Annotated in this window: 11 protein-coding genes; 7 read left to right on the forward strand and 4 right to left on the reverse strand. The window is 69.8% G+C overall.

All coding sequences use genetic code 11. From position 1 onward, the window contains the following. Nucleotides 1-19: 19 nt before the first annotated feature. Nucleotides 20-250, forward strand: coding sequence for a DUF2188 domain-containing protein (locus ABZU46_RS04280; RefSeq protein WP_007457642.1), 231 nt, complete (start codon nucleotides 20-22; stop codon nucleotides 248-250). Between the two features lie 93 nt (nucleotides 251-343). Here ABZU46_RS04280 and ABZU46_RS04285 read toward each other — a convergent pair whose 3' ends face one another. Then, nucleotides 344-1,366 (reverse strand): DUF4331 family protein, encoded by a 1,023-nt coding sequence (locus tag ABZU46_RS04285; protein WP_354855028.1) that lies wholly within the window; start codon nucleotides 1,364-1,366, stop codon nucleotides 344-346. A 170-nt stretch (nucleotides 1,367-1,536) separates the two neighbouring features. After that, nucleotides 1,537-2,793 carry a family 16 glycosylhydrolase gene (locus ABZU46_RS04290; protein ID WP_354855029.1) on the reverse strand — a complete coding sequence of 419 codons (1,257 nt, stop codon included), beginning with the start codon at nucleotides 2,791-2,793 and terminating at the stop codon, nucleotides 1,537-1,539. Between the two features lie 279 nt (nucleotides 2,794-3,072). On the opposite strand from ABZU46_RS04290, the gene ABZU46_RS04295 reads away from it, so the two are divergent. Then, nucleotides 3,073-3,471 carry a hypothetical protein gene (locus ABZU46_RS04295; RefSeq protein ID WP_354855030.1) on the forward strand — a complete coding sequence of 133 codons (399 nt, stop codon included), beginning with the start codon at nucleotides 3,073-3,075 and terminating at the stop codon, nucleotides 3,469-3,471. Between the two features lie 12 nt (nucleotides 3,472-3,483). On the opposite strand, the gene ABZU46_RS04300 is transcribed toward ABZU46_RS04295, so the two are convergent. Further along, nucleotides 3,484-4,932 carry an aminotransferase class V-fold PLP-dependent enzyme gene (locus ABZU46_RS04300; protein ID WP_354855031.1) on the reverse strand — a complete coding sequence of 483 codons (1,449 nt, stop codon included), beginning with the start codon at nucleotides 4,930-4,932 and terminating at the stop codon, nucleotides 3,484-3,486. Continuing rightward, complete coding sequence (locus tag ABZU46_RS04305; RefSeq protein WP_354855032.1) at nucleotides 4,922-6,670, reverse strand: ATP-binding cassette domain-containing protein; 1,749 nt, start codon at nucleotides 6,668-6,670, stop codon at nucleotides 4,922-4,924. The genes ABZU46_RS04300 and ABZU46_RS04305 overlap by 11 nt, the downstream gene beginning before the upstream one ends. Nucleotides 6,671-6,828: 158 nt before the next feature. On the opposite strand from ABZU46_RS04305, the gene ABZU46_RS04310 reads away from it, so the two are divergent. The 5 genes from ABZU46_RS04310 to ABZU46_RS04330 all read left to right on the forward strand — a co-directional run bounded on the left by ABZU46_RS04310 (nucleotide 6,829) and on the right by ABZU46_RS04330 (nucleotide 12,524). Then, entirely contained in the window at nucleotides 6,829-7,221 is a 393-nt protein-coding gene (locus tag ABZU46_RS04310) for a PPOX class F420-dependent oxidoreductase (protein WP_354855033.1), read from the forward strand. A gap of 86 nt (nucleotides 7,222-7,307) precedes the next feature. Beyond that, nucleotides 7,308-8,003 (forward strand): alcohol dehydrogenase catalytic domain-containing protein, encoded by a 696-nt coding sequence (locus ABZU46_RS04315; RefSeq protein WP_354855034.1) that lies wholly within the window; start codon nucleotides 7,308-7,310, stop codon nucleotides 8,001-8,003. A gap of 523 nt (nucleotides 8,004-8,526) precedes the next feature. Further along, nucleotides 8,527-10,074: a multiple monosaccharide ABC transporter ATP-binding protein gene (mmsA, locus tag ABZU46_RS04320; RefSeq protein ID WP_354855035.1), complete on the forward strand. Its 1,548-nt coding sequence runs from the start codon at nucleotides 8,527-8,529 to the stop codon at nucleotides 10,072-10,074. Beyond that, complete coding sequence (mmsB, locus tag ABZU46_RS04325) at nucleotides 10,071-11,369, forward strand: multiple monosaccharide ABC transporter permease (RefSeq protein ID WP_354855036.1); 1,299 nt, start codon at nucleotides 10,071-10,073, stop codon at nucleotides 11,367-11,369. The genes mmsA and mmsB overlap by 4 nt, the downstream gene beginning before the upstream one ends. Nucleotides 11,370-11,420: 51 nt before the next feature. Beyond that, nucleotides 11,421-12,524, forward strand: coding sequence for a sugar-binding protein (locus ABZU46_RS04330; protein WP_354855037.1), 1,104 nt, complete (start codon nucleotides 11,421-11,423; stop codon nucleotides 12,522-12,524). Nucleotides 12,525-12,607 lie beyond the last annotated feature (83 nt).

The following is a 12,607-nucleotide window of genomic DNA, read 5'->3' on the forward strand; positions in this document are numbered from 1 at the left end:
CGCAGGGAAGGAGCCGGCGATGGTCAAGGGTGACGTCGACACGTACCAGGAAGACGGGCAGTGGAAGAACCGTCCGGAGGGCAACGATCGGGCCAGCAGCACGCACGACTCCAAGGCCGACGCGCAGGCGCAGGGGCGCGAGATGGCAGCCGACCGGGGCGTCGAGCACGTGATCAAGAAGCAGGACGGCACGATCGGGGAGAAGAACACGTACCCGCGCAGCCGCGACCCACGGGACATCGCGGGCTGACCGCCGCACCGCCTGCGGACCGACCTCTTCGGCGTGACCGAGGAGGTCGGTCCGCTTTAGGCGCGTCGTCGTGAATCGCCCATGGGATGCGGGTCAGGCCGGCACCACGTACGGGAACGCGTCGGCGCGGGCGGCCTTCGTGACGTCGGGCGTGAGGCCCGAGGTGGTGCCGGTGTTGAGGACCAGGGAGAACATCACCTCGGGCGCGTTGTCGGCCATGGTGCGGCCGTTGCGGACCGCGAAGCCGTAGTTCGCGGCCGTACCGACGGTGTACGAGAGCACGTCCGGGTAGAGCTGCCGGGCGACGCTCCAGCCGTACGCCTGCGGGTCCGGTGCGGTGCCGTTCGCCGCGACGACCCCGGCGACCGCGGTGGCGATCTCCTTCCCGTCCTCGGGCAGGTCCTGGCTGGGGTGCCGGAAGTTCGCCGGGTCTGAGAAGTCGGTGTCGTGCGGCCAGAAGATGGGCCACATCATGGGGTGGCCCGCGCGGTTGATCTGCCGCCACCCGCCCGCGTCGGTGGCCAGCAGGGTCCGACACCAGACGCCGATCTCGGTGCCCTCGCGCAGCAGCGGCTCGTCGTGGGAGACCTCCAGGACGATCGACTCGACTGTGGTGCCGGCGAAGCTGTTCTTGGCCTGGTCGACCCGCCACGCCGAGCGGTCCACCCGCGCGCCGTTCTTGACCGCCCCGTTGATCGTGGCGAGCTCGTCGAGGTCGACGTAGAACGGGTCGGTGATCCGGCCCGCCCAGATCCGTACGCGCTGCCCGGTCGTCACCTCGCCGGTCCTGCCCTGGGCGATGGGGGTTCCCATGGCGGCGTCATCGCGGGCGTCCGCGCCGGTGAGTTCGTACAGCTCCAGGGTCTGCGTGGCGTTGCCGTCCGGCTCGCCGAACGCGAATCGGTAGGCCAGCTCCTCCAGGTCCGAGCCGTTGAAGTGAATCTTGAACTCGTAGCGGGCCTCGGCGTGGAAGCCGCGCTTGATGTCGGCCTTGGTCACCGAGCTGTTGACGTCCATGACGAACACGGTGGTGCGGTCGCCGTTGAAGACGTACAGGTCGTCGATGTAGAGCTGACCGCCCTGGGCGGCGAGGGGGGTGTCAAGGTGGTGCGACATGGGCTCACTCCCGTAACGGCTATATCTGGATTAAACCGAACATAGCGGTCGGGTTTGTGGTCGCCCGGTCCATCGACCGAATCAGGCTGACCCGGTGGGCGGAGATGTCGCACGCGGCGGTGGGCCGTCCGGAGCGGTTCCCGGACGGCCCACCGCTCGTGCCGGCCTCGTCAGAAGCGGGACCACTTCTGGTTGGCCGCGCCGAGGCAGTCCCACAGGTGCAGCTTGCCGCCGTTGTTGGGGTTGGCGTCCCGCACGTCCACGCACTTGTTGGCGCTCAGATTGACCAGGTCGCCCGCGCCGTTGAGCGTGAAGCGCTGGGCCGGATTGCCGTTGCAGCTGACCAGGTTGACCTCGGTGCCGTTGGCGGTGCCGGCCCAGGCCGGGTCCATGCACTTGCCCATCGCCCGCACGGTGCCGTCGGAGGCGAACGTCCACGCCTGCGCCGCGGTCGTGTTGCAGTCCCAGATCTGCAGCTTGGCGCCATCGACCGGGTTGGCGCTCGGGATGTCGATGCAGCGCCCGCTCTGCGCTCCCCGGATCCGGGTGGTGCCGGGCGCCGGGTCGCCGCCGCCGGAGGTGTAGCTCGACACCCGGACGTAGTCGACAAGCATCTGCTGCGGGAACTGGGTGGAGCCGTCCGGGTAGCCGGGCCAGTTACCGCCGACCGCCACGTTGAGGATCATGAAGAACGGGTGGTCGAACACCCACCGGTTGCCGCCGAGTCGGGCGGGGTCGACCCGGTGGTACTGCACCCCGTCCAGGTACCAGGTGATCGCACCCGGCTCCCAGTCCACCCGGTAGTCGTGGAAGCCGTCGGCGAGCGGGCTGCCGAGGGTCCGGCTGCCGGTGATGCCGCCGCTACCGGAGTAGCCAGGCCCGTGCACCGTGCCGTAGACGGTGTTCGGCTCCCGGCCGATGTTCTCCATGACGTCGATCTCGCCGGCGTCGGGCCACCCGCCGCCGGTGCCGAGCATCCAGAACGCCGGCCAGATGCCCTGGCCGCGCGGGATCTTGATACGGGCCTCGAAGCGGCCGTACGTCTGGGTGAAGGTCGCCGCGGTCAGCAGCCGGGCTGAGGTGTACTCGCAGCGACCGTAGTGGCACTGGTAGTTGGCCGGGTTCTCCCGGCGGGCGGTGATGACGAGGTTGCCCTGGCCGTCGTGCACCGCGTTGCTGGTGCTGTTGGTGTAGTACTGCCGCTCGTTGTTGCCCCAGCCGCCGCCGCCGATGTCGAAGCGCCACTTGTTCTGGTCGACGGGCGTGCCGGCCGGGGCGTTGAACTCGTCCTGCCAGGTGAGCGGGCCGATGGCGGCCTCGGCCCGGTCGGACTGTCCCGGGAGGGTGAGGGAGGCGAGGGTGGTGACGAGGGCGACCGCCGCGAGGACGAGGGGACGCAGGCGGGATGGGGGGCGGGCTGTGAACACGGGAGGCTCCTCAGCGAGGTGGGTGGCGGAGGCGGCGCGTCGGAGAGTCTCGGAGAGCGCTCTCTAAAGCGAAGCATGTCGATATGGGGAATTTCTGTCAAGAGTGTTTCCAATGCGACGACGGTCCGTTACCGCCTGATCGCACCCCTCGATAGCGGTCGAATCGACCCTTCCTATTGCCGTGGAGCGTCCACGCGGGACAGGATGACGAGGTCCGCAGGAAACCTCCCCGTAACCTGCGTGCTGCTGGTCTCTGTCACAAGGAAGTGGGAGTCAGTCATGAGCGACGCGTCGACGGCGCTGGGTGTGCGCCTCTACCCGGACCTGGTCGAGCGGGGTGGCCTCGCCCCCGCGCTCATCGAGACCGCTGCCCACCACCAGCTCGACGTCGGGCGGGTGACCGCCCCCGAGCAGGGGCGCGCCCGGTTCACCTGCGCCGAGCTGCACTCCGATCAGGGTGTGGTCTGCATCGGGCTGGGTTCGCAGGCCCGATACTTCATGATCGACCTCCGGTCCGCGGGCGAGGTTCTCGCGCGCGGTGACTGCATGGACCTCGTCCAGGTCGTCCAGGTGGCCGCGGCCTGGCGGGCCGGGCTGACGCTCGCCGAACTGACCGCCCGCTTCGCGTTCATGGAGGAGATCAAGCACCGCCCGGCGTCGGTGCCGCAGGCCGTCTAGCCCGCGGGCGCGTCAGCAGCGCAGGCGGGGAGGCAGCGGCGGCTCGGCGCCGACCTCCCGGTCGAGGTAGGACGCCTCGACGAAGGCGAGGAAGCGTTGCGCGTCGGAGGCGTTGGAGGCCAGGCCGAACGAGACCCGGACAGCGCCGCCGGTCGGCAGCCGCAGCGCGCCGAGGTACTCATCGATCGTGTCGACCCGCGCGAGCAGCCCTCGCCGCAACGAGGTCCCGCTGATCTCGAACGCGCCCTCACCGGCCCCCGGGTTGCAGAAGCAGCCGGTCCGCAGCGAGAAGCCGGCCGCGGCGGACTCCCGCGCGACAAGTCGCTCGTCCACCGGGGACCCGTCCGGGCGCAGGACGTTGAACGTCACGGTGCCGCCCCGACCCACGCCCGTCGTCGGTCCGTACACCCGCACCAACGGTTCGCCGGTGCGGTGCCGCAGCGCGGACAGGCGGCCCAGCAGCCACTCGGTGAGCAGACCCACCCGGGTGTGCACGAGGTCCACGCCGATCGAGTCGAGCCACCGCAGCCCGAACTCGACATCCGGGATGCTCAGGAAGTTGAGCGTGCCGTCCTCGAACGCCGACTCGTCGTCCATCGAGCGGTGCCAGTCGCCCTGCACGCTGACCGCGCGGATGGTGCCGCCGGCGAACCACGGCCGGCGCAGCCGGGCCAGCGCGTCGCGGCGGGCCAGCAGCGCGCCGACGCCGGTCGGGTAGCCGAAGAGCTTGTACCAGCTCAGGCAGACGAAGTCGGGTCGGACGGCACGCAGATCCAGCCGGTTCGTCGCGGCGAACGCGGCGGCGTCCAGCAGCACGTCGTAGCCGTGCCGGTGGGCCAGCTCGACCCAGTCCAACGGATGCTGCACGCCGGAGAAGTTGCTCTGCGCCGGGTACGCGAACAGTCCACGGCGACCGGACCGCCCCCGCCGCCCGGCGTCGAGCACCGTGACCAGGTCGGACTCGGCGACCCGCAGCTCCGGCCCGCTCAGCGGCACGTACCGCACCGGCGCGTCGGCCGCCCGGGCGTACTCCCGGATGCCGTTGACCGAGTTGTGGTTGTCCCAGGTCAGCGCGAACGGCGCGGCCGGGCCGAAGTCGTACGCCTCGCCGACCAGTCGACAGGCGCCGCTGGCGTTCGGGGTGAAGACCACCGCGTACTCGGCCGGGTCGGCGTGGAAGAAGTCGAGCACCGCCCGCCGGGTCGACTCCACCAGCGACCCGGCCGCCACGCTGGTGGGGCTCTCCGAGTGCGGATTGCCGTAGAGGCTCGCCAGCAGCCGGTCGTGGTGCGCCCGCACCTGAGCCTGCGCGGTCACCCCGGCGCCGGCGTAGTCGAGGTAGACCTGGCCGTGCCGGTCGAGGTGCTGGTACTCGGTGGCGCGCAGCTCGTCGATCCGGGCGGTGTCGGCGTACCCGGGCAGCGCCGCAGGTGAGGGGAAAGGGGCGTGCTCAGGACGCACGGCGGGCCTCCCGGCGCTCCAGGACCGCACACGCGGCGGCGAGGAAGAGCAGCACGAACCCGCCGAGCACCAGCCAGTCGAGGAAGATCGGCCGGGAGAAGCTGTCGCCGTACGTCTGCAACAGCGGCGGGCCGAGCGGCGAGCCGCCGTCGCGCCACAGCCGCTCCACCCCGGCGGTGTGCCCCAGCCCCTCGAACGCCCACCGGTTCGACATCGCGTAGCTGAGCCACCGGCCGCCGGTCGCCATGGCCGGCACCGGCAGGATCGCCCCGACGAACAGCACCTGCGGGAAGCACAGCATCGGCAGCATGAGCGTCGCCTGGGCCGCGTCGGAGACGGCCGCCGAGCAGAGCAGGCCGAGCGCGAGCGCGGCCGCCGAGGAGAGCAGCAGGGTCGCGTACAGGGCCGCGAAGTCGCCGCCGTCGACCGGGGGCAGCCGGTCCATGCCCCGCAGCACCCCGAGCAGGGCCAGATCCACCAGGGCGAGCAGCGGCAGCAGCACCGCGACCTTCGCCAGCAGGTACGGGAGCAGCCGGACACCGGCAAGCCGCTCCCGACGCAGGATCGGCAACTCCGTGCAGATCTGGAGCAGCCCGTAGGTCAACCCGAAGAAGAAGCCGCCGAACGCGATCCAGAACAGGATCATCACGGTGACGGTCGGGCGGGGGTTCGCCGGGTCGAAGGCACCGGGGCGAAACAGCAGCGCGAACATGCCGAGCACCATGAGGGGCGAGCCGAGCAGGATCGCCAGCGTCAGCCGGTTGCGGGCGACGATCTCCGCGTTGCGCGCGGCGAGGAGCATCCACTGCCGCAACCGGCCGACCCGCCGTGCGGCACTCCCGCCCGGGTCGTCGGTCCCGCCCGGGTGCTCCGTGGTGCCCGGATCGCTCCCAGCGCGGGACGGGCCGGCCGGGCCCGGGTCGACCGTGTCGGCGGCCCGGTCGGCGTCGCGGTACGCGGCGAAGCGCTCGGGCCACCCGGCCGGGTCGGACTCCTCGTCAAGCCGCAGGTGCACCTCCGCCAAGGACCGCAGGCCGAAGAACTCCCGGGCGGCGGCGGGCGTGCCGGCGTAGGCCAACCGGCCCTGGCGGGTCAGCACGACGACCCGGTCGCAACGGTCCACGTCGGTGATCTGGTGGGTGGTGAGCACGACAGTGGTCCCGGCGTCGGCGAGGGTACGCAGCACCCGGAGCAGTTCCACGGCGATCGCCGGGTCCAGCCCGGAGGTGGGCTCGTCGAGGAAGAACACGCCGGGTCGGGTCAGCAGCTCGACGGCGATGCTGGCGCGCTTGCGCTCACCGCCGCTGAGGCGGCCCACCGGCACGTCGGCCCGCTCGGTGAGCCGCAGGTCGGCGAGCACCGCGGCGACCCGACCCGACGCCTCGGCCGGGCCGGTCCCGGAGGGCAGGCGCAGCCGGGCCGCGTAGTGCAGGGTGCGGGCCAGCGGTAGCTCGCGGTGGATGATGTCGTCCTGCGGGACGAAGCCGACCGCGCCCGGCGCGGCGCTGCCGTCGTACGCCACGGTGCCCGCAGCCGGTCGGCGGACGCCGGCCAGCGTCTCCAGCAGGGTGGTCTTGCCGGCGCCGCTGACCCCGATGATCGCGACCAGCTCGCCCGGCGCGATGGTCAGGGAGATGTCGTCCAGGATGCGCTGTCCACCTCGGACACTCTGGCCCAGGCCGTCGGCCACGATGGCGACGCCGGTACGCGGTGGTGCGGCGGTCTGCTCGGTCGTCATGTCGAGGGTGCCCGATCCGGTCGGTGACGTGGTACGCCTGACATCGTGCCTCGCCGATGCTACGTCGCGCCCCGGGCGCCGCCGGGGCCTCGATCACGACGTGCGACTGTTGCCGGGCGACCAACGCGAGGTTGGACGCCACCGGAAAGGACCGGCACGTGAACCTGCCCGATGACCTGCTCGCCCTGCTGCGCGCGCCGAGCACCTGCTACCTGACGACGCTGATGCCGGACGGCTCGCCGCAGCTCACCCAGACATGGGTGGACACCGACGGCACGCACATCCTGATCAACACGGTGGAGACGCACCAGAAGACGCGCAACGCCCGCCGGGACCCCCGGGTCGCCGTGGCGATCTCCGACCCGGACAAGCCGGGCCGCTACCACGAGGTCCGGGGCCGGGTGGTCGACCTGAGCACCGAGGGCGCAGCCGAGCACATCGAGCGGCTGGCCCAGCGCTACCTCGATGGGCCGTACCCGTGGTTCGGCGGCCGCGACCAGGTCCGGATCATCCTGACCATCGAGGCCGACCGGGTCCGCTCGATGGGCTGACCGGCCCGCCTGCCGCCCGACATCGCGACAGCATGAACGACCCGACCGGGGGAAGACCGACACTCCACCACCGGAAGGGGGTCGGGATGAGAGCCGTCGTCTACGCGGACGTCCGGACCGTCGCGGTGCGGGAGGTGCCCGACGCGACGCTGGAGGCGCAGACCGACGCGCTCGTGCGGGTCACCTCCACCGCGCTGTGCGGCACCGACCTGCACATGTACGACGGGCGCACCGGCGCCGACCCCGGGCTGGTGCTCGGTCACGAACCGCTGGGCGTGGTGCAGGAGGTCGGCTCGGCGGTGCAGACCGTGCGTCCGGGCACCCGCGTGGTGATCCCCACCCACCTGTTCTGCGGCACCTGTGTGATGTGCGCCCGCGGGCTCTCGGCAGCCTGCCTGCGGGCCCGGGCCGAGGGGCCGGGCGCCGCGTACGGCTACGCCGGGATGGGCCCGTACCGGGGCGCCCAGGCCGACCTGCTGCGCGTGCCGTGGGCCGACGCGAACTGCGTGCCCGTCCCGGGGGAGCCGGGTGACGCGCACGAGGACGACTTCGTGCTGCTCGCCGACGCGTTCGTCACCGGTTGGCACGCCGCGGCCACCCTCGCCGGAGTCCAGGCCGGCGACACCGTGGCCGTGCTGCTGCGCGACCTGGTCGTCGCGGGTCGTGCCCGGCCCGGGGTGATCGTGACCCACCACGGCACCCTCGCGGACGCGCCGGAGCTGTACCGCAGCTTCGACCGTCGGGAGAACGGGGTGATCAAGGCGGTGCTGCGCCCGAGCTGACCGGCCGGCGGATCGTGCCGTTTGGACCTGATCCGCACGTAAGGGACGTTCAGCCTCCCTGGTGGTGCGCGTGACGAGATCACCGTCGTCGATCCGCCCCGCCGTGGGAGGCGTGGGTCACACCGCCGGCCGAGGGTGGTCGTCGCCCCCTGGGGGCGGTGCCGGCGGCGCCGCGCGATCACGATCGCTCGATGGCGGCGTACTCGCGGGTAGGTCGCGCTTCGTCCGGCCGGCGGGGATCGTGCCTGGTGGCGGGCCTGGTAGCAGCGACCGGAGACGATCATCCTTCGGTCCCGCATTTGACAACGTTGCCACCGACAGGCCATGGTGCCACGAGGGGCTGCGGGGGCGGCTGTGACGGGCGAACACTCTGCTACGTCTATATTGCCGGATTGTTACATTTTCAACAGGCCCTCGCCTTGCGGATGGGCTGTTCGCCGCAATACGTTGCCGTCAACAACAAAACCGAGTGAAGGTTCAACCTTCCGGAGGCAACGATGACGTTGGCGAGGTGGTACGAGCGATGAACGACGTGCCCACCCTCCTTGAGATGCGCTCCATCACCAAGGAGTTCCCCGGAGTCAAGGCCCTCTCCGACGTCAACCTGGTGGTTCGCGCCGGCGAGATCCATGCCATCTGCGGCGAGAACGGTGCGGGCAAGTCCACGCTGATGAAGGTCCTCAGCGGGGTCTACCCGTACGGAAGCTACGACGGCCAGATCATCTACCAGGGGTCGGAGAGCAGGTTCTCCGACATCCGGGCCAGTGAGAACGCCGGAATCGTGATCATCCACCAGGAGCTCGCGCTCATCCCGGGCATGTCGATCGCCGAGAACATCTTCCTCGGCAACGAGCCGCGCAAGCACGGCGCGATCGACTGGAAGGCCGCCAACCGGATGGCGCTGGACCTGATGGCCCGGGTCGGCCTCCAGGAGGACCCGGACACCCTGATCAAGGACATCGGTGTCGGCAAGCAGCAGCTTGTGGAGATCGCCAAGGCGTTCGCCAAGGACGTGAAGCTGCTCATCCTGGACGAGCCGACGGCGGCGCTGAACGAGGCGGACTCCAAGCACCTGCTGGATCTGCTGCGGGGGTTCCGCTCGCGCGGCATCACCTCGATCATGATCTCGCACAAGCTGAACGAGATCGAGGCGATCGCCGACCAGATCACCATCCTGCGCGACGGCCGGACCGTGGAGACCCTCGACGTCAAGGCGGACGGGGTCGACGAGGACCGGATCGTGCGGGGCATGGTCGGCCGCGAGCTGGGCAGCCGGTTCCCGGACCACACCCCGAACATCGGCGAGGTCTTCTTCGAGGTCCGCAACTGGAACGTCCGGCACCCGATCTCCGCCGAGCGCCAGGTCTGCAAGGACGAGAGCTTCGTGGTGCGCCGCGGCGAGATCGTCGGCTTCGCCGGCCTGATGGGCGCGGGCCGCACGGAACTCGCGATGAGTGTGTTCGGCCGCTCCTACGGGGTGTACGAGTCGGGCACGATCATCAAGGACGGCAAGGAGATCGTCCTGAAGTCGGTCGCGGACGCGATCGACAACGGGCTCGCGTACGTCAGCGAGGACCGCAAGGCGATCGGCCTCAACCTGCTCGACGACATCAAGTCGTCGACGGTGGCCGCCAAGCTGTCCAAGATCTCCCACCGCGGCGTCCTGAACGAGGTCGAGGAGTACCAGGCGGCCGAGGCGTACCGCAAGGAGTTGCGGACCAAGGCCCCGACTGTCGACGAGAGCGTCTCCAAGCTCTCCGGCGGCAACCAGCAGAAGGTCGTCCTGGCGAAGTGGATGTTCACCGACCCGGACCTGCTGATCCTCGACGAGCCGACGCGCGGTATCGACGTGGGCGCCAAGTACGAGATCTACGGCATCATCCAGCGGCTCGCCGACCAGGGGAAGGGCGTCGTCGTCATCTCCTCGGAGCTGCCTGAGCTGATCGGGCTCTGCGACCGCATCTACACCGTGTTCGAAGGCGCCATCACGGGCGAGATCGCCCGGGCGGACGCCACCCCGGAAAACCTCATGAAGCAGATGACCTCGACGAAGAAGATGCTGACACGATGAGCCGATTGAAGGACCTTCAGAAGAACCTGTTCGGAGGTACCACCTCCAACGCTCGCCAGTTCGGGATGATCTTCACCCTGGTGGCGATCGTCGTCCTGTTCCAGATCCTGACCGACGGCCTCACCCTGCGGTCGGACAACCTGATCGCGCTGTTCCAGCAGAACTCGTACATTCTGATCCTGGCCATCGGCATGCTCATGGTGATCGTGGCCGGGCACATCGACCTCTCGGTCGGCTCCGTCGCCGCCTTCGCGGGCATCCTGGTCGCCAAGTCGATGGCCGAGTGGAACCTGCCCTGGCCTGCCGCCATCCTGTTCGGTCTCGTGATCGGCGCGGCGATCGGCGCCTGGCAGGGCTTCTGGGTGGCGTACATCGGGGTGCCGGCGTTCATCGTCACCCTGGCCGGCATGCTGCTGTTCCGCGGCGGCAACCAGTTCATCGGTAACGCGCAGAGCATTCCGGTGCCGGAGGGCTTCCGGGAGATCGGCGCCGGCTTCCTGCCGGAGTTCGGCCCGGACACCGGCTACAACAACGCGACGCTGCTACTGGGTCTGGCCGCGGCGGTGGCCGTGGTGTGGCGGGAACTGCAGGCCCGCAAGACCCGTCGGGCGATGGACGCCGACCCGGCGCCGATGTGGATCTCGATCCTGCGGATGGCCATCATGGTCGGGGTCATCGCCTTCGCGTCGCTGCGCTTCGCCAGCGGTCGGGTCGGCACCAGCTTCCCGATCTCCGGCATCATCCTGCTGGTCCTGGTGATCGCGTACTCCTTCTACACCCGCAACACGGCCGGTGGCCGGCACATCTACGCGGTGGGCGGCAACTCCCGGGCCGCCGAGCTGTCCGGCGTGAAGCTCAAGCGGGTCAACTTCTTCGTCATGATGAACATGTCCGTCCTGGCCGCGCTGGCCGGCATGATCTTCGTGGCCCGTTCGGCGGCCTCCGGTCCGCAGGACGGCAACGGCTGGGAGCTGGACGCCATCGCCGCGGTCTTCATCGGTGGCGCGGCCGTCTCCGGTGGTATCGGCACCATCAGCGGCTCGATCGTCGGTGGTCTCGTCATGGCCGTGCTCAACAACGGCCTCCAGCTGATGGGCGTCGGCACCGACCGCGTCCAGATCATCAAGGGTCTGGTCCTGCTGCTGGCCGTCGCGATCGACGTCTACAACAAGAGCCAGGGGCGCTTCTCCATCGTCGGGAGCCTGATGCGACCGTTCCGTCGCGACGACTCCGCCCCACCCGCCTCACCGCCGGACGCGGAGCGCGAGCCCGCCAAGGCAGCGGTGTCCGGCTGACGGCCACCGACCTCTCCACCCGTCTCACATCTAGAAAGGCAAGTCCTCACCATGCGTAAATTCTTCGGCACGTCGGTGGTCGCGGTAAGCGCCGCCGCCATGCTGGCCCTCGCCGGTTGCGGCTCCGGCCGCGACGGCGACTCCAACAGCAAGGGCGGCGACGCCAAGGGCTTCGCGGCGAACTCGCTGATCGGTGTCGCCCTGCCGGCCAAGACCTCCGAGAACTGGGTTCTCGCCGGTGACCTGTTCACCAACGGTCTCAAGGAGGCCGGTTTCCAGGGTGACGTGCAGTACGCTGGCGCGTCGACCACGGTCGCCGACCAGCAGGCCCAGATCACCGCCATGGTGACCAAGGGCGCGAAGGTCATCGTCATCGGCGCGACCGACGCCGCGCAGCTGTCGACCCAGGTCGCCGCGGCCCACCAGGCCGGCGTGAAGGTCATCGCGTACGACCGTCTGATCAAGAACACGCCGGACCTCGACTACTACGTCGCGTTCGACAACTTCAAGGTCGGCCAGCTCCAGGGCCAGGCCCTGCTGGACGGCATGAAGGCCAAGAAGCCGAACGGCCCGTACAACATCGAGCTGTTCTCCGGCTCGCCGGACGACAACAACGCCGGTGTCTTCTTCGACGGCGCGATGAGCGTGCTCAAGCCGGAGATCGACAAGGGCACCGTCGTCGTCGCCTCGGGTCAGAAGGACGTCAAGCAGACCGCCATCCAGGGCTGGAAGGCCGAGGGTGCGCAGGCCCGCATGGACCAGCTGCTGACCTCCACCTACGGTGGCAAGACGCTGGACGGCGTCCTGTCCCCGAACGACACGCTGGCCCGCGCCATCCTGACCTCGGTCAAGGGTGCCGGCAAGCCGATCCCGGTCGTCACCGGCCAGGACTCCGAGGTCGAGTCGGTCAAGTCGATCGTCGCTGGCGAGCAGTACATGACGATCAACAAGGACACCCGCAACCTGGTGAAGGAGACCATCAACATGGTCAAGGCTCTCCAGGCTGGCAACGCCCCGCAGGTGAACGACACCAAGTCCTACAACAACGGCAGCAAGGTCGTGGACACGTTCCTGCTCCCGCCGGTCGCCGTCACCAAGGCGAACGCGGCCGAGGCGTACGCGAACGACCCGAAGCTCGCGCCGCTCACCAAGTAATCACCGCACGGTAGGTAGTAACGCCGATGGGTCCCGGGTCTCCTCTACCGGGACCCATCGTCGTCCCTGCACCCCCACACCAA

It is taken from the genome of Micromonospora sp. NPDC005197 (genome assembly GCF_040608295.1).
GTDB lineage: Bacteria > Actinomycetota > Actinomycetes > Mycobacteriales > Micromonosporaceae > Micromonospora.